This window comes from Inquilinus sp. NPDC058860 (assembly GCF_042743185.1).
Lineage (GTDB): Bacteria > Pseudomonadota > Alphaproteobacteria > DSM-16000 > Inquilinaceae > Inquilinus.
Genome location: NZ_JBHYMS010000003.1, coordinates 106,423 through 123,669 on the forward strand (window position 1 = coordinate 106,423; position 17,247 = coordinate 123,669).

Genomic DNA, 17,247 nt, shown 5'->3' on the forward strand with positions numbered 1-17,247 from the left:
AATGCAATCCCGCAATTGCGGCCCGGGCGTCGTGCCCCGCCGGCTGCGGGCCAACAGGAGACCTTCCATGTCGACGCGCGTTGTCGAGCGCCGCGTTCCCCGCTCTGCCCTGCCCGGCCCCGTGACCTTCGCCGGATGGCGGCAGGTTTTCGGGCTCTGGCTGCGGCGCGCGCGAACCCGACGCCAGCTCGACTCGCTGAGCGACCACGAGCTGCGGGACCTCGGCCTCGACCGCGGCGACGCCATGCGTGAGGCGGCGAAGCCGTTCTGGCGAGGCTGAGCCTCGCCAGATGCCGGTCCGGCAGGGTATGGTGGGCGACGAGCCCCTGCCCTGCCGGAGGCGGCGCCCCGCCGCGGCCCGATGAGCGACATTTCGGCCGAAACCCTGCTGCGGACGGAGATCGTCGCCATCCGCGACGTCGTCTGCGGCGGCGCATGCCGGCATCGCAGCGCCGAGGAATGCGCGGCGGCCACCCATCTGGTGTTCCCCTATCGCGGCGTCTTCGTCCGCCATCTCGGCACCGACGACGCCGTGGCCGAAGCCAACCAGGTTCTGTTCTTCAACCCGGGAGAGGGCTACCGGGTCAGCCACCCGATCGCGGGCGGCGATTCCTGCCTGGACCTCGTCATCGACGACGCGCTGCTGCGCGAGCTGGCGCCGACCGAGCTGCTGCACGACGGCGCGGCGGCGGCCTTCCGCCCGCAGCGGCTGCGCATCGACGCGCGCAGCCAGGCCCTGGTGGCGCTGCTGCGGCACAGCCTGAGACGCCAGGCGGCCGAGACGCTGGAGGCGGAGACCCTGGCGCTGACGCTGGTGCGGCGCGCCATCGGCGAGCGCACCTCGCACCAGGCCGGCGCCAGCCGCGGCCTGCAGAAGCTGGTCGACCGGGCCAAGCTGGCGCTGTCCGCGGACCTGGCGCGGCGCTGGACGCTGGCCGAGATCGCGGCCGAGGTCGGTGTCTCGCCGGTCTACCTGACCCAGGTGTTCCGGCAGGTCGAGGGCATGCCGCTGTACCGCTACCAGTTGCGCCTGCGGCTGGCGCGGGCGCTGGACCTGCTGGGCGGGTACGACGACCTGACCGCGCTCGGCCTCGATCTCGGCTTCTCCAGCCACAGCCATTTCAGCGCCGCCTTCCGCCAGGCCTATGGCCGCACCCCGGCGGAGTTCCAGCGCTCGGTCCGCCTGCGCTGACCGGCGGCTGGGCCGCAAGTCCCTAAAGAATCCGACAGCGGGCTTCCCCTCCGGAATGCTCCTCTGTCCTTGCCCGGATGTCGGGCGGAGAAGGAGAGCCCAGATGAGCGAGAGAACCTGCGCGGCCTGCGACTGCGAGCTCGACGCCGAGGCGATCAAGGTGACGATCGGCGGCCAGACGGTGGAGGTGTGCTGCGAGGATTGCGCCCGGGCGTTGCGCGAGGCCGACGCCTCGACCGCGGGCGGGGAGTGAGCGATGCACGCCCTGCCGACGACCATCGCGAGGCCGCATGGGAGCCACGGCTTCGTCCGCCCGCTCCTGAGTCTGGTGGCGCTGTGGCTGCGCCGGGCCCGCACCCGCCCCCGGCTGTGGACGCTGAGCGACCACGAGCTGCGCGATCTCGGTCTGGAGCGCAGCGCCGCCGACCGCGAAGCGCTGCGGCCGTTCTGGAGAGGCTGACGCAGGCCCGGCGTAGGTTGGGTTCGCCTCGGCGAACCCAACATCGTGCCGCACGAACAAAAGGTTGGGTTCGCATTCGCGAACCCAACCTACAAAACCAAGACCTACCGTTCGACCGTCAGCCAGCGGCTGAGATGGTTGTCCAGGACGTTGTCCTGCCAGCCCTTAACCTTGGTCGAGAGCATCCGCTTGCTGGTGTAGTAGTAGATCGGGATGATCGCCTGCTCGGCCATGAACAGCTGCTCGGCCTGGGCCAGGATCTGGCCGCGCTTGGCCAGGTCGGCCTCGGCCACCGCCGCATCCATCAGCCTGTCGTAGTCCGGGCTGGCATAGCCCGGATAGTTCTGCTCGCCGCTGGTGCTGCGGAACAGGTCGAGGAAGTTGCTGGGGTCGTCGAAATCGCCGATCCAGGAGGTGCGGGCGACGTCCTTGTACTCCTTCTTGCGCAGCGCGCTCTGCATCGTGCCCCATTCGAGATTGGTCAAGGTGGTGTCGACGCCGAGCTTCTGCTTCCACATGGCACCGATGGCGACGGCGATCCTCTTGTGGTTCTCGGAGGTGTTGTAGGAGATCTCCACCTGCAGCGGCTTGTCCGGGCCGTAGCCGGCCTTGGCGAACAGCTCCTTGGCCTCGGCGTCGCGCTGGGCCTGCGTCTCGCCGGCCTCCTTCGGCGTCCAGGCCGCGTAGTTGCTCATCCCCGGCGGCACGAAGGCATAGGCCGGCAGCTCGCCGCCCTGGATGATCTTGCCGACCATCACGTCGCGGTCGATCGCCAGCGACAGGGCGTGGCGCAGCTCCGGATGGCTCTTCCACGGCTCGTGGGTCAGGTTGACCGTGTAGTAGTAGGTGCCGATATAGGGGACGATCCGCACCTCGTCCGCCATGGTCTGCTTCAGCTCGGGGATCTGCTGGTTCGGCAGGGTGTAGGTGTAGTCGAGCTCGCCGGCCTTGAAGCGCGCCAGCTCGGCGTCGACATCCTCGGTCACGAAGTAGTTGACGGTGTCGATCTTGACGTCGGCGGAGGCGTGGAACTCGGGGTTCTTGATCAGCTTCACATGGGATTGCGGCACCGCCTCGGCCAGCTTGTAGGCGCCGTTCGACACCAGGCTGCCCGGCTTGATGTAGTCGTCGCCGAACTTCTCGATATTGGCGCGGCTGAGCGGGAAGGTCGCGTGATGGGTCAGGGTCGACAGGAAGTACGGCGTCGGCCCCACCAGCGTGACCTCGAAGGTGCGGTCGTCGACCGCCTTGACCCCGAGCGTGTCGGCCGGCTTGTTGCCGAGGCGGATGTCCTTGGCGTTGACCACCTGGTCGATGAAATAGCCGTAGGGGCTGGCCGTCTTCTGGTCCAGCAGGCGCTTCCAGGCGAAGACGAAGTCGCCGGCCGTCACCGGCGTGCCGTCCGACCATTTGCCGTCGGCGCGCAGCTTGAAGGTGTAGGTCTTGCCGTCGTCGGAGACGGTCCAGCTCTCGGCCGCGCCGGGGATCGGCTGCGCCTTGGCGTCCTGGGTCAGCAGGCCCTCGAACAGGTCGTTCTGGATGTTCGCCTCGCTGATGCCCGAGGATTTGTGGATGTCGAGCGATTCCGGCTCCTGGCTGTTGCCGGCGTTCAGCACCATCTCGGCTACGGCGATCTGCGACATCCCGCCCAGCAGCGCCGCCGCCAGCAGGCCGCGGACGAGAACCCTGGAGAAGCCTTGCATCGTTTTACCCCCTGTTGGGCTGGCCTTTTCTTCGAGGCCCAAGGCTATGGCCTATACCACCGGCGCGCCCGTGCCAAAAAGGAGGAAGGTCTTAACCTGGGGTCATGATCCGCCCGGACCTGCGCCGATTGCGGCCCCGCCCCGCCTGGGCTAACCAGGACGTCCCCAGGAGGAAGGTTCAAGAGAATGATCGACAGCCCCGCCGGCGCCCTGGCCGGCCTCAAGGTGCTCGACCTGACCCGCGTGCTGGCCGGCCCCAGCGCAACCCAGATCCTGGGCGACCTCGGCGCCGACGTGGTCAAGGTCGAGCGGCCGGGCGTCGGCGACGACACGCGGAAATGGGGCCCGCCCTTCCTGCAGGATGCCGACGGCGCCGACACGACCGAGAGCGCCTACTACCTCAGCGCCAACCGCAACAAGCGGTCGATCGCCATCGACTTCACCAAGGACGAGGGCCGCGCCCTGCTGCGCCGGCTGGTGGCCAGGGCCGACGTGCTGGTCGAGAACTACAAGCTCGGCGACCTCGCCCGCTACGGCCTCGGCTATGACGACCTGAAGGACGAGTTCCCGGCGCTGATCTACTGCTCGATCACCGGCTTCGGCCAGACCGGCCCCTATGCCGCGCGCGCCGGCTACGACTACCTGATCCAGGCCATGGGCGGGATCATGAGCCTGACCGGACCTGTCGACGGCGAGCCGATGAAGGTCGGCGTCGCCATCGCCGACCTGATGACCGGCACCTATGCCACGATCGGCATCCTCGCCGCGCTCGACCACCGCCGCCGCACCGGGCGCGGCCAGCTGGTCGACATGGCGCTCCTGGACACCCAGGTGGCCTGGCTGTCCAACGCCGGCCAGTACTACCTGACCTCCGGCGTGCCGACGCCGCGCACCGGCAACGGCCATCCGACCATCGTGCCCTACCAGGCGTTCCGGGCGGCGGACGAGTACCTGATCCTGGCGATCGGCAACGATTCGCAATTCGCCAAGTTCTGCGCCGTCGCCGGCCGGCCGGATCTGGCGGCCGACCCACGCTTCGCCACCAACCAGGCGCGGGTGCGCAACCGCGAGGTGCTGGTGCCGATCGTCGCCGGGCTGATCGCGGAGAAGCCGCGCGGCCATTGGCTCGAGGCGCTGGAGGCCCGGCAGGTGCCCTGCGGGCCGATCAACACCATCGACCAGGTCTTCGCCGACCCGCAGGTCGCGGCCCGGGGAATGCGGATCGAGATGGCGCATCCGCTGGCGCCGGAACCGGTCGCCCTGATCGGCAGCCCGATCAGGCTGTCCGAGACGCCGGTCAGCTATCGCCACGCCCCGCCGGTGTGCGGCGCGGACGGCGAAGAGGTGCTGCAGGACTGGCTCGGCGAACCGAAAGCCGCTTCCGGGCGTTATTAAGGGGAACTGAGGCTGGCGTCATGCGCCGGCGAGGCGCGCGCACCCGTGACGGGCGCGCCACAGCTTGGTTGTGCCTGGCGCCGAGAAGGAGAGCAGAGACATGGCCAAGACCGTGCATGCGGCGTCCGCCGCCGCCCTGGCCGCGTTGCTGGTTGCAGCGCCGGCCATGGCCCAGACCGTCGTCGTGCCGCAGCCGACCCCGACGGTGATCACCCCCGCGCCGGCGCCGACGGTCGTCGCACCGGCGCCGGCCCCGACCATCGTGCAACCGGCCCCGACGGCGATCGTGCGGCCCGCGCCCGCGGTCGTCGCCCCGCCGCCGCCACCCGTGATGGCCGAGCCGGTGACGACCTATCCGACCGACCCCAACCTCCGGATCCAGCAGCCCTATCTGGTGCATGGCGGCATGCAGCCGCGGCACCCGCCGGTCACGGCGATGCCGAGCGGGCCGGCGCCAGCCGATCCGCGCGAATACGCCACCGACATGCCGATCACCGTGACCGGCCATGTCGACGGCGTCACCCATCTGGGCGGCGTCACCTCGTTCCGCCTGCAGACCCCGACCGAGGCCTGGACCGTCGTGGTCCCGGGCGACGCCGGCCGTATCGGGCGCTCCGCCACCGTGACCGGCTATCCGCATGTCGAGGTGCGCAACCAGCTGCTGGCCCAGAGCGTCCGCTGAGGCGGGCCTGTCATCGGCTGAACAAAAAAGAACCCCGGCGCCGAGGCCCGACGCCGGGGTTTCGTGAATGATCGCTGGAAGGGGGAGAGAAGCGATCAGTCCACTGGATTGGACGACAGCGTCGCCGTCGTCGATCTCGCCTTGTCTGAAAAGAACCCCGGCGCCGAGGCCCGACGCCGGGGTTTCATGAACGATCGCTGGAAGGGGGAGAGAAGCGATCAGTTCACGGGGGTGGACGACGGCGCCGCCGTCGTCGAGCTGGTCTTCTTGTGGGTCCGGGCATGCTTCCTGGCATGCTTGGTGGTGTGCGCACGGCGATGCGCCGTGTGATGGGTCGTCTTGTGGGCGGTCGCCGCCGGCGCGGCGGTCGTGTCCGTCGCGCCCGAAGTCTGGGCGAAGGCGGCGACCGGCAGAGCCAACGTCATGATGCCGGCGAGGATAAGTTTCCGCATAGTCTAGCGCTCCCGGGAGCCGTGTCGAAACGGCACATCCGACAGTGCCGCGCAGCAAGAGAACGCCATGAGTCGCCCCTCCAAAGCATGTTAACTCTTAGTAAGGCGCCTAAACTCTTCGTAAACTTGCAGCCCCGGCTGACTCGGGGCCCGTTCCTCAGGCGACGGGCCCGCCATATCGGCTGCGGCGATGCAGCGGTCGACAGGCGCCTCGGCGCTTCCCTATCGTTCGCAAACGGGCCGCAGCGCATTTCCGGCTGCCGCCGTCGACCACGAAGGGGCCTTCCATGACCAGCTTCGCTTCCGACATTTCGAGCCTCCGTCATTCCGCCGACCTGACCCGCCGGGGCTTCGCCATGACCTCGCTGATCGCGGGCTTCGCGCTCGCCACCCGGCCGGTCTCGGCGGCCGCCATCACCACCGACACCGAGGGGCTGGACGCCGGCGAGGTGCAGGTGCCGGTCCAGGACGGCAAGATCCCGGCCTATCGGGCCAAGCCCAAGGCCGGCGGCCCGGCGCCGGTGATCCTGGTGGTGCAGGAGATCTTCGGCGTGCACGAGCACATCAAGGACATCTGCCGCCGCCTGGCCAAGATCGGCTACTACGCGATCGCGACCGAGCTCTATGCCCGGCAGGGCGACGCCGGCAAGATCAGCGACATCCAGCAGCTGATCTCGACCATCGTGGCCAAGGTGCCGGACGAACAGGTGCTGTCCGACCTCGACGCCACCGCCGCCTTCGCCGCCACCGACGGGGGCGACGCCGCCCGGCTGGGCATCACCGGCTTCTGCTGGGGCGGCCGGATCGTCTGGCTCTATGCCGAGCACAACCCGAAGCTCACGGCCGGAGTCGCCTGGTACGGCAAGCTGGTCGGCGATCCCACCCCGCTGCAGCCGAAGAACCCGATCGACCTGGTGGCCGATCTGCACGCCCCGGTGCTGGGCCTCTATGGCGGCGCCGACACCGGCATCCCGGTCGACACCGTGCGGCAGATGGAGGCCGCGGCGAAAAAGGCCGGCAAGACCGTCGAGCTCGTGGTCTATCCGGACACGCCGCACGCCTTCAACGCCGACTACCGGCCGAGCTATCGCCAGGGCCCGGCCGAGGATGGCTGGAAGCGGCTGCAGGCCTGGTTCCGGGCGCACGGGCTCTGACCCGGCCGGGCGACCGGCCCCATCCCGGCGGCGGGAGTGTTATGATGCAGGCACCGACGCCGTTCCATTCCCGGAAGCAGACGAAGGACGAGAGATGATGACCCGCGCTCACCACCGACAGTCCCGCTGGCTGGTCCTGGCCGCCGCGGCCGTCGCCCTGGCCGGCTGCGGCGTCGTCGCCGCGCCGTTCCGCGTCACCGGCGCCGTGGTCAAGGCCGTGCCGGTGGTCGGCCATCCCGTCGCCGCCCCGCTGGACGCCACCGGCGACGCCATCGACTGATCGCGGGCCGGCGGGCCCGGGCGGATCGCCGGGCAGCCATCCCGGCGATCCGGGTTCCGCCGATCACCGCGCTTCGCTATGGTCGGCGCCCCTGTCCGCCGGGCCGCCGATGACCGCCGATCCCTCCGCCGCCGATTCCGGAAGCGTCTTCCGCCATCGCGGCTTCGCCTACTACTGGACCGCCAAGCTGATCGCGACCTTCGCGGTGCAGTTCGTCAGCGTCGCGGTCGGCTGGCAGGTCTACGACCTGACCCGCGACCCGTTCGACCTCGGCCTGGTCGGGCTGGTGCAGTTCCTGCCGTCGCTGCTGCTGGTGCTGATCACCGGCGCCGCCGCCGACCGCTACAACCGGCGGATGATCATGGCGGTCTGCATCGCAGGAGAGATCCTGTGCGCCCTGGCGCTGCTGGCCATCACCATCGGCGGCGACCATCGGGTCTGGCCGATCTTCGTGATCCTCGCGGCCCTCGGCATCGCCCGCGCCTTCCTCAACCCGGCGGCGCAGTCGCTGCTGCCCAACCTGGTGCCGACGGCGGACCTGTCGACCGCGATCGCCTGGAACTCCTCCTCCTGGCAGATCGGCACCATCACCGGCCCGGTGATCGGCGGCCTGCTCTACGGCCTGGCGCCGGAGGTGCCCTACGCCAGCGCCGCGGCGCTGATGGCGGTCTCGGTCGTCCTGGTGGCGCTGGTCCCGAAGCCGGCGCAGAAGACCGTGCCGGAGCCGGCGAGCTGGCACAGCCTGGGCGCCGGCTTCCGCTACATCTGGGGCGAGAAGGTGGTGCTGGGCGCGATATCGCTCGACCTCTTCGCCGTGCTCTTGGGCGGCGCGACGGCGCTGCTGCCGGTCTATGCCCGCGACATTCTCGACGTCGGCCCCTGGGGGCTCGGCCTGCTGCGGGCCGGCCCCGGCATCGGCGCGCTGGTCACCGCGATCTGGCTGGCCCGCCGGCCGATCGAGGACCGCGCCGGGCTGATCATGTTCATCTGCGTCGCCGGCTTCGGCGCCTTCACCTGCGTCTTCGGCGCCTCCACCCTGCCCTGGCTGTCGATCGTGGCGCTGATCCTGATGGGCGCCTTCGACATGGTCAGCGTCTATGTCCGCGAGATCCTGATCCAGCTGTGGACGCCGGATCCGCTGCGCGGCCGGGTCAATGCCGTGAACGTGGTGTTCGTCGGCGCCTCGAACGAGGTCGGCGAGTTCCGCGCCGGCCTCTCGGCGGCGCTGATCGGCGTGGTGCCGGCGGTGGTGATCGGCGGCCTCGGCACCATGGCCGTGGCCACGCTGTGGTCGGCCTGGTTCCCGCAGCTGCGCCGGATCCGCCACCTGAACCACGCCGCCTGACGCAGAGATCGCCGTTCCCACGGCCGGGAAAATCGCCATGATGGTCGCGGCGCAGGAACGGATTCGCTCATGTCCTCATTCGACCCGACCTCGATCTGGGCGCTCGCCGCCGCGGCGGTGCTCGGCTACCTGCTCGGCTCGATCCCGTTCGGCCTGGTGCTGACCCGCGCGGCGGGGCTGGGCGACATCCGCGCCATCGGCTCCGGCAACATCGGCGCCACCAACGTGCTGCGCACCGGCCACAAGGGCCTGGCCCTGGCGACGCTGCTGCTGGACGGCGGCAAGGGCGCCGTCGCCGTGCTGGTCGCCGGCCTGTTCGACCCGCTGCTGGCGGTGCTGGCCGGCGGCGGCGCCATGCTGGGCCACAACTACCCGGTCTGGCTCGGTTTCAAGGGCGGCAAGGGCGTGGCCACGGCGCTGGGCACGCTGCTGGCGATCGCCTGGCCGGTCGGCGTGCTGTGCTGCCTGATCTGGCTCGTGACGGCCGTCCTGTTCCGCTACTCCTCGCTGGCATCGCTGACCGCGGTCGCCGCGGCGCCGGTGCTGGCCTTGGCCCTGTCCGGCGTGACCATCTTCGGTGCGGTCTGGACCGACCTGCCCCGCGCGGCCCTGGCCCTGTTCATCGCCGTGCTGGTGTTCATCCGTCATGACGGCAACATCCGCCGGCTGCTGCGGGGCGAGGAGCCGAAGATCGGCCAGAAGAAAACACCGGCAACGGGTTGAGCTTCAGCGTTACACGCCATCCAGTCCGATGAATTTAAGCATCATTCATCGACAATCCGATATTTCTATTTCATTACGATCTGCATGATTGATTAATTCCTGCTTTTTGCCTTGTATGGCCTTGCGCAAGATTGGCGACATCAAGGACGGACCATGCGGCGCATTCCGGAGCCTTTCCGAATCAAGATGGTCGAGCCGATCCGGGCGATCACGGCCGACGCGCGGCAGGCCGCCCTCGAAGCGGCGGGCAACAACCCCTTCCTGCTGAAGGGCGAGGACGTCTACATCGACCTCCTGACCGATTCCGGGACCGGGGCGATGAGCGACCGGCAATGGGCCGGGCTGGTCACCGGCGACGAATCGTATGCCGGCAGCCGCAGCTTCTATCTCCTGCAGGAGACCGTCCGGGACCTGTTCGGCTATCCGCTCTTCGTGCCGACCCATCAGGGCCGGGGCGCCGAGCACATCCTGTTCCCTTGCCTGGTGCAGCGGATGCGGGGTGGGGACCGGCAGCCCGTCTTCATCTCGAACTACCACTTCGACACAACGGCCGCGCATGTCGAGCTGAGTGGCGCGCGGGCCGTCAACGTCGTCACGGAAAAGGCCTTCGACACCGCCTCCGACTACGGCTGGAAGGGTGACTTCGACCTAGACCGGCTCGAAACCGCCATCGCCGAGCACGGCCCGGCCAACATCGCCGCCATCATCGTCACGGTCACCTGCAACAGCACCGGCGGCCAGCCCGTCTCGATGGCGAACATGCGCGCCGTCCATGCGATCGCCCGGCGCCACGGCATCCCGGTGGTGATCGATGCGGCCCGCTTCGCCGAGAACGCCTGGTTCATCCAGCAGCGCGAACCGGGCTATGCCGAGACGGGCATCGCCGACATCGTCCGCGAGATGTTCCGGTACGGCGACGCGATGACGATGTCCGCCAAGAAGGACGGGCTGGTGAACATCGGCGGCCTCTGCTGCATCCGGGACGACGAAGCGCTGTTCGACGCCGTGCGCATCCGCTGCGTGCCGTTCGAGGGCTTCGTCACCTATGGCGGCCTCGCCGGGCGCGACATGGAGGCGCTGGCGATCGGGCTGCGCGAGGGCATCGACGAGACCTTCCTGTCCTACCGTATGGCCCAGGTCGCCTATCTCGGCGAGCGCCTCCGGCGCGGCGGCATCCCGATCCAGACACCGGTCGGCGGCCACGCCGTCTTCATCGACGCGAAGAAGCTGGCACCGCACATCCCGCCGTCGCAGTTTCCGGCGCAGGCGGTGACGAATGCGCTGTATCTCGAAGGGGGAATCCGCGCCGTCGAGATCGGCTCGCTGCTGCTCGGCCGGGATCCCGCGACGGGGCACCAGAAGCCGTCGCCGCTGGAGCTGGTCCGGCTGGCCATTCCGCGCCGCGTCTATACCAACGACCATATGGACTATATCGCCGATTGCCTGATCGCCGTGGCGGGCCGCGTCCGTCAGCTCCGCGGGCTGGAATTCGCCTACGAACCGCCCATGCTGCGGCATTTCCTGGCGCGGCTGCGGGTGGCGGCCGATCCTGAGGTGGCGGCCGCCTGACGCTGAGCTTCCGCGAGATCCCGATTGACCCGACCGCCACCCTGCCGCGAAGCTGACCGGATGACGACGCCCCGGCGCCCCTTGAGCGAAGCCGAACGGTTGGACTGGCTTCGCCTGGCCCGGGCCGACGCCGTCGGGCCCATCACCTTCCATCACCTGATCGCCCGCTACGGTTCCGCCGGCGCCGCGATCGAGGCGCTGCCGGAACTGTCGCGGCGCGGCGGCCGGCGGATCGAGCTGAAGCCGCCCTCCCCCGCCGAGGCCCGGCGCGAGCTGGAGTCGCTGGCGCGGATCGGCGGCCGCATCGTCGCCGCCTGCGAGCCGGACTACCCCGAAGCCCTGGCGGCGATCGAGGACGCACCGCCGGTGCTGTCGCTGCTGGGCCGCGGCGACCTGCCGGCGCGGCCGATGGTCGGCATGGTCGGGGCCCGCAACGCCTCGCTGAACGGCCGCCGTTTCGCCCACGACATGGCGCGGCAGCTGGGCGAGGCCGGCTTCACCGTGGTCTCCGGCTTCGCCCGCGGCATCGACACCGCGGCGCATCAGGGCGCCCTCGCCACCGGCACGCTGGCGGTGCTGGCCGGCGGGCTGGACATCGTCTACCCGCCGGAGAATGCCGGGCTGTACGATCGCCTCGCCGAATCCGGGCTCGTGGTGGCGGAATGCGCCCTCGGCACCCAGCCGACAGCGCGCCATTTCCCGCGCCGCAACCGGCTGATCTCCGGCCTCTCGCTCGGCGTGGTGGTGATCGAGGCGGCGCTGCGCTCCGGCTCGCTGATCACCGCGCGCATGGCCGCCGAGCAGGGGCGGCAGGTGCTGGCGGTGCCGGGATCGCCGCTCGACCCCCGCGCCCAAGGCTGCAACCGGCTGATCCGCGGCGGCGCCACCCTGGTCGAATCGGCCGAGCATGTGCTGGAGGCGCTGGCGCCGCAGATCTCCGCCCCGCTGCTGCGGGAGGTGTCGCCCCCGGCGTCCCGCCCCCACCCCGCAACCCTCCCGGAGGGCGGCGACGGGGCCGAGACCGACCGGACCCGGGCGACGGCCCAGGTGCTGGAACGGCTGTCGCCGACGCCGACGGCGGTTGACGAACTGTTGCGCGATTGCCAATTGTCTCCGCCGGTGGTGCTGACCGTGCTGCTGGAGCTCGAACTCGCCGGCCGGATCGAGCGCCAGCCCGGCAACCGGATCAGCCTGCTCTGACTCGCCGCCGTTGGTGAGCCTCTATTCCTGGTGCCGCCCCCTGGCGACGCCGCTGTTTTGATTGAGTGTGGCGCTTTGGCAGACCAGACCCTCGTCATCGTCGAGTCGCCCGCGAAGGCCAAGACGATCAACAAATATCTCGGCCGCGACTATACGGTGCTGGCCAGCTTCGGCCATGTCCGCGACCTGCCGGCCAAGGACGGCTCGGTCCGGCCGGAGGAAGACTTCGCCATGGACTGGGAGCTGGCCGACCGCGGCAAGTCCCGCATGGACGAGATCGCCCGCGCCGCCAAGGACGTCACCCGCGTGCTGCTGGCCACCGACCCGGATCGCGAGGGCGAGGCCATCTCCTGGCATGTGCAGCAGTTGCTGCGCGATCGCCGCGGGCTGAAGGACCTGGACATCCGCCGGGTGACCTTCAACGAGATCACCAAATCCGCCATCCTCGAGGCCGTCGCCCATCCGCGCGACCTGGACCGCGAGCTGATCGAAGCCTATCTGGCCCGCCGCGCGCTGGATTATCTGGTCGGCTTCACCCTGTCGCCGGTGCTGTGGCGCAAGCTGCCGGGGTCGCGCTCCGCCGGCCGCGTCCAGTCGGTGGCGCTGCGGCTGATCTGCGAGCGCGAGCTGGAGATCGAGCGGTTCCGGGCGCGCGAGTTCTGGAGCGTCGAGGCGGTGTTCCGGACGCCGAAGGGCGACGAGTTCACCGCCCGGCTGACCCATCTGAACGGCCGCAAGCTCGACAAGTTCGACCTGCCCGACGAGGCCTCGGCCCGGGCCGCGGTGGCGGCGATCGACCCGCTCGCCTTCGCCGTGGTCTCGGTCGAGACCAAGCAGGTGCGGCGCCACCCGGCCCCGCCCTTCACCACCTCGACCCTGCAGCAGGAGGCGTCGCGCAAGCTGGGCATGAGCGCGACCCAGACCATGCGCACCGCCCAACGCCTGTACGAGGGCGTCGACATCGGCGGCGAGACGGTCGGCCTGATCACCTATATGCGGACCGACGGCCTGACCCTGGCCGGCGAGGCCATCGCCCAGGCCCGCCAGGCGATCGGCAGCCTGTACGGCCCGACCTACGTCCCGCCCCAGCCGCGGGTCTACAAATCGACCGCCAAGAACGCCCAGGAGGCGCATGAGGCGATCCGCCCGACCGACCTGCGCCGCCGGCCGGAGGACGTATCCCGCTATCTGTCGCGCGAGGAGCTGCGGCTGTATGAGCTGGTCTGGAAGCGCACCATGGCCTGCCAGATGGAATCGGCGGTGCTGGACCAGGCCATCGTCGACGTCGCCGACGCCCGCCAGACCGCGGCGTTCCGGGCCGTCGGCACGGTTGTCCGCTTTGACGGCTTCCTCAAGGTCTACCAGGAGGACCGCGACGACCCGGTGGCCCCGGGCGAGGATGCGGATGAGAGCCAGCGCCGCCTGCCGGCCATGGCCAAGGGCGATGCGGTCGACCGCCGCAAGACCATCCCCGAGCAGCACTTCACCCAGCCGCCGCCGCGCTTCACCGAGGCCAGCCTGGTCAAGCGGATGGAGGAGCTGGGCATCGGCCGGCCCTCCACCTACGCCTCGATCCTGCAGGTGCTGCAGGACCGCGAATATGTCCGGCTGGAGAAGAAGCGCTTCTTCCCGGAGGATCGCGGTCGCATCGTCACCGCCTTCCTCGAGAACTTCTTCCGCCGCTACGTCGAGTACGACTTCACCGCCAAGCTGGAGGAGCAGCTCGACGACATCTCCGGCGGCAAGCTCGACTGGAAGCAGGTGCTGCGCGACTTCTGGGCCGCGTTCCATGCCGCGGTCGAGGAGACCAAGGATCTCAAGATCGGCGACGTGATCTCGGCCCTGGACGTGGCGCTTTCGGACCATCTGTTCCCGCCGAAGGGCGACGGCACCGACCCGCGGCTGTGCCCGTCCTGCGCCAAGGGCCGGCTGGGGCTGAAGCTGGGCCGCACCGGTGCCTTCGTCGGCTGCTCGAACTATCCGGACTGCCGCTACACCCGGCCGCTCGGCGCCCCGGGCGAGGAGAATGGCGGCGAGGAATCGGCCTTCCCGCGCCTCCTCGGCAACGACCCCGAGACCGGCCTGCCGGTATCGATCCGCAAGGGCCCCTACGGCATCTACGCCCAGCTCGGCCCCAAGGACGAGGCCGAGAAAGGCGAAAAGCCGAAGCGCGCCTCGCTGACCAAGGCCCAGGACCCGATGGCGATGACGCTGGACGAGGCGCTCGCCCTGCTGTCGCTGCCGCGCGAGATCGGCCGGCATCCCGAGTCAGGCGAGCCGATCCTGGCTGGCATCGGCCGCTACGGGCCCTATCTGAAACATGGCGACAGGTACAAGAACCTGCCGCCGGAAGAGGACGTGCTGAAGATCGGCATGAACCGGGCCGTCGACCTGCTGGCCGCCGACAACGCCAAGGCGCGGCCCAGCGCCGAGCCGCTGCGCGAGGTCGGCGCGCATCCCGACGGCGGTGAGCCGATCAAGGTGTTCGCCGGCCGCTACGGTCCCTATGTCCGCCACGGCAAGGTCATGGCCTCGCTGCCCCGCGGCGTGGAGCCGGAGGCGGTGACGGTGGAGAAGGCGGTCGAATGGCTGGCCGCCAAGGCGGCGAAGGGCCCGGCCAAGGGCGGCCGCGGCCGCTCGGCGCCGAAATCGTCGGCCGCGAAGAAGGCGCCGGCCAAGAAGACTGCGCGCAGGAGCAAGGCCGCCGAGTGAACGAACCGCCCAACCGCAAGCCCCCGGTCCGGAGGCCGATCAAGCGGAAGAAGGTCGTCAAGACCGTCGTTCCGGCCAAGACGCCGCTCGGCAAGGGCAAGAAGGCGGCCAAGCCGTTCCCGACGCGCGAGCAGATCGCCGAGTTCCTGAAGTCGCGCGACGACACGGTCGGCAAGCGCGAGATCGCCCGGGCCTTCCACATCACCGGCGACGACCGGGTGCGGCTGAAGCAGCTGCTGCAGGAGATGGCCGAGGACGGCCAGCTGGAGAAGCGCCGCGGCCGCCGCATGCGGGCGCCGGGCGCGGTTCTGCCGAACGTCGCCGTGCTGCGTATCGTCGCCATCGATGCCGACGGCGAGGCCCTGGCCCAGCCGGTGCGCTGGGAGGAAGAGGAGCCGCCCCCGCGCATCGTTATGGCCGCCGAGGGCCGCGGCCAGGGCGCGCTGGCGGTCGGCGACCGGGTGCTGGCGCGGCTGCAGCAGGACGAGGACGGCGGCTGGACCGGCCGCACCATGCGCCGGCTGGAGACCCAGGCCGACGTGCGCGTCGTCGGCGTGTTCCGCCGCGGCCGCGACGGCCAGGCCCGCATCGTGCCGGCCGACAAGCGCGCCCGCGACACCTGGCCGGTGCGCGAGGGCGACACCGGCGGCGCCAGGGACGGCGACCTGGTGGAGGCGCTGGTCGAGGCGTCCGACCGCCTGGGGCCGCGCCGCACCGTGGTCACCGCCCGCTACGGCGACGCCGAGGATCCGCGGTCGATCAGCCTGATCGCCATTCATACCGCCGGCATCCCGACCGAGTTCCGGCCCAAGGCCCTGGCCCAGGCGGAGGCCGCCGAACCGGCCGCGCTGGGCAGCCGGGTCGACCTGCGCCAGGTGCCGCTGGTCACCATCGACGGCGCCGACGCGCGCGACTTCGACGACGCGGTCTGGGCCGAGCCCGACCCCGACCACCCGGGCGGCTGGCACCTGATCGTCGCCATCGCCGACGTCGCCCATTACGTGCCGCCGGGGTCGCCGCTCGACCGCGACGCCTTCGAGCGCGGCAATTCCTGCTACTTCCCCGACCGCGTCGTGCCGATGCTGCCGGAGACGCTGTCGAACGGGCTGTGCTCGCTGCGGCCGGACGAGGACCGCGCCTGCCTGGCCGCCGACCTGTGGATCGATGCGCAGGGCCGCCTCAAGCGCCACCGCTTCCGCCGCGGGCTGATGCGCTCATCCGCCCGGCTGACCTATGAGCAGGTCCAGGCCGCCCGCAACGGCCAGCCGGACGAGACCACCGGCCCGCTCTTGGAGCCGGTGATCGCCCCGCTGTACGGCGCCTACGAAGCCCTGCTGGCGGCGCGGGAGAAGCGCGGCACGCTGGAGCTGGACCTGCCGGAGCGCAAGGTCCAGCTGGGCGAGGACGGCCGCGTCGCCTCGATCGGCGTCCGGCCGCGGCTCGACAGCCACAAGCTGATCGAGGAGTTCATGATCGCCGCCAATGTCGCGGCGGCCGAGACGCTGAGCGACAGGAGCCTGCCGGCGCTGTACCGGGTGCACGACCAGCCCGACCGCGCCCGGGTCGAGTCGCTGAAGGAGTTCCTGGCCCCGCTCGGCTACACCCTGTCGCTCGGCCAGGTGATGCGGCCGCGGGTGTTCGGCCAGATCCTGGAGCGGGCCCAGGGCCGGCCGGAAGAGCCGATGGTCAACGAGATGGTGCTGCGGGCCCAGGCCCAGGCGGTGTACAGCCCGGACAATCTCGGCCATTTCGGCCTGGCCCTGCCGCGCTACGCCCATTTCACCTCGCCGATCCGGCGCTACGCCGACCTGACCGTGCATCGCGGGCTGATCCGGCTGCTCGGCCTCGGCAAGGACGGCGCCACCGAGGAGGAGCTGTCGCGGCTGGAGGAGATCGGCACCCACATCTCGGTCACCGAGCGCCGCGCCGCCCAGGCCGAGCGGGACGCGGTCGACCGCTACCTGGCCAGCTGGCTGTCCGACCGGATCGGCGCCATCCTGCCCGGCCGGATCGGCGGCGTCGCCAAGTTCGGCCTGTTCGTGAAGCTGGACGAATCGGGCGCCGACGGGCTGGTGCCGATCTCGACCCTGCCCGACGACTATTACGACCATGACGAGGCGGCGCACGCCCTGGTCGGCCGGCGCTGGAACCGCGTGTTCCGGCTGGGCGCCCGGGTGCGGGTGCGGGTCACCGAGGCCGATCCGCTGACCGGCAGCACCGTCTTCGCCCTGGTCGATGCCGGCCACGGCGCCGATGTCGAGGGCCTGCCCCCCCTCGCCGAACCGGGCCGCCGCGGCCGCCCCCGGCCCGGCTCCAGGCCAGGGTTCGGGCCGCGTCGCGGCCCCCGGCGCTGAACGCAGCCCTGCTGCGCTGCAATAAC

General features: G+C 70.5%; 16 protein-coding genes. 14 read left to right on the forward strand and 2 right to left on the reverse strand.

What is annotated here, in order from left to right; translation table 11 throughout:
* Window positions 1–67 precede the first annotated feature (67 nt).
* The 4 genes from ACFW16_RS03285 (at window position 68) to ACFW16_RS03300 (ending at window position 1,652) form a co-directional block, all read left to right on the forward strand.
* Window positions 68–280: a DUF1127 domain-containing protein gene (locus ACFW16_RS03285; protein ID WP_380301830.1), complete on the forward strand. Its 213-nt coding sequence runs from the start codon at window positions 68–70 to the stop codon at window positions 278–280.
* An 81-nt stretch (window positions 281–361) separates the two neighbouring features.
* Window positions 362–1,192, forward strand: coding sequence for a helix-turn-helix domain-containing protein (locus tag ACFW16_RS03290; protein ID WP_380301831.1), 831 nt, complete (start codon window positions 362–364; stop codon window positions 1,190–1,192).
* A 103-nt stretch (window positions 1,193–1,295) separates the two neighbouring features.
* Entirely contained in the window at window positions 1,296–1,445 is a 150-nt protein-coding gene (locus ACFW16_RS03295; protein WP_380301833.1) for a hypothetical protein, read from the forward strand.
* A 3-nt stretch (window positions 1,446–1,448) separates the two neighbouring features.
* Window positions 1,449–1,652, forward strand: a complete 204-nt coding sequence (locus ACFW16_RS03300) for a DUF1127 domain-containing protein (protein WP_380301835.1) — start codon at window positions 1,449–1,451, stop codon at window positions 1,650–1,652.
* A 104-nt stretch (window positions 1,653–1,756) separates the two neighbouring features.
* Here the strand turns inward: ACFW16_RS03300 and ACFW16_RS03305 are convergent, their stop codons facing one another.
* Entirely contained in the window at window positions 1,757–3,355 is a 1,599-nt protein-coding gene (locus ACFW16_RS03305) for a peptide ABC transporter substrate-binding protein (protein ID WP_380301837.1), read from the reverse strand.
* A gap of 186 nt (window positions 3,356–3,541) precedes the next feature.
* Between ACFW16_RS03305 and ACFW16_RS03310 the strand changes: the two genes are divergently transcribed.
* Together ACFW16_RS03310 and ACFW16_RS03315 are read left to right on the forward strand one after the other, a co-directional pair.
* Entirely contained in the window at window positions 3,542–4,750 is a 1,209-nt protein-coding gene (locus ACFW16_RS03310) for a CaiB/BaiF CoA transferase family protein (RefSeq protein ID WP_380301839.1), read from the forward strand.
* Between the two features lie 100 nt (window positions 4,751–4,850).
* Complete coding sequence (locus tag ACFW16_RS03315; protein WP_380301841.1) at window positions 4,851–5,432, forward strand: hypothetical protein; 582 nt, start codon at window positions 4,851–4,853, stop codon at window positions 5,430–5,432.
* Between the two features lie 218 nt (window positions 5,433–5,650).
* Here the strand turns inward: ACFW16_RS03315 and ACFW16_RS03320 are convergent, their stop codons facing one another.
* On the reverse strand, window positions 5,651–5,884 hold the full coding sequence (locus ACFW16_RS03320) for a hypothetical protein (protein WP_380301843.1): 234 nt from the start codon (window positions 5,882–5,884) through the stop codon (window positions 5,651–5,653).
* A 287-nt stretch (window positions 5,885–6,171) separates the two neighbouring features.
* Between ACFW16_RS03320 and ACFW16_RS03325 the strand changes: the two genes are divergently transcribed.
* From ACFW16_RS03325 to rnr, 8 genes are all read left to right on the forward strand, one after another.
* Window positions 6,172–7,038 (forward strand): dienelactone hydrolase family protein, encoded by an 867-nt coding sequence (locus ACFW16_RS03325; RefSeq protein WP_380301845.1) that lies wholly within the window; start codon window positions 6,172–6,174, stop codon window positions 7,036–7,038.
* Between the two features lie 94 nt (window positions 7,039–7,132).
* Window positions 7,133–7,318, forward strand: coding sequence for a DUF6726 family protein (locus ACFW16_RS03330; RefSeq protein ID WP_380301847.1), 186 nt, complete (start codon window positions 7,133–7,135; stop codon window positions 7,316–7,318).
* Window positions 7,319–7,427: 109 nt separating this feature from the next.
* The gene (locus tag ACFW16_RS03335) at window positions 7,428–8,663 is read left to right on the forward strand and encodes an MFS transporter (RefSeq protein WP_380301849.1); all 1,236 of its coding nucleotides are present in this window, start codon (window positions 7,428–7,430) and stop codon (window positions 8,661–8,663) included.
* A 69-nt stretch (window positions 8,664–8,732) separates the two neighbouring features.
* On the forward strand, window positions 8,733–9,386 hold the full coding sequence (gene plsY / locus ACFW16_RS03340) for a glycerol-3-phosphate 1-O-acyltransferase PlsY (protein ID WP_380301851.1): 654 nt from the start codon (window positions 8,733–8,735) through the stop codon (window positions 9,384–9,386).
* Window positions 9,387–9,539: 153 nt separating this feature from the next.
* Window positions 9,540–10,955 carry a tryptophanase gene (locus ACFW16_RS03345; RefSeq protein ID WP_380301853.1) on the forward strand — a complete coding sequence of 472 codons (1,416 nt, stop codon included), beginning with the start codon at window positions 9,540–9,542 and terminating at the stop codon, window positions 10,953–10,955.
* A gap of 60 nt (window positions 10,956–11,015) precedes the next feature.
* Window positions 11,016–12,155, forward strand: coding sequence for a DNA-processing protein DprA (gene dprA, locus ACFW16_RS03350; RefSeq protein WP_380301854.1), 1,140 nt, complete (start codon window positions 11,016–11,018; stop codon window positions 12,153–12,155).
* Between the two features lie 75 nt (window positions 12,156–12,230).
* Entirely contained in the window at window positions 12,231–14,867 is a 2,637-nt protein-coding gene (gene topA / locus ACFW16_RS03355) for a type I DNA topoisomerase (RefSeq protein WP_380301856.1), read from the forward strand.
* The gene (gene rnr, locus ACFW16_RS03360; protein ID WP_380301858.1) at window positions 14,864–17,221 is read left to right on the forward strand and encodes a ribonuclease R; all 2,358 of its coding nucleotides are present in this window, start codon (window positions 14,864–14,866) and stop codon (window positions 17,219–17,221) included. Before topA ends, rnr begins: the two co-directional genes overlap by 4 nt.
* Window positions 17,222–17,247 lie beyond the last annotated feature (26 nt).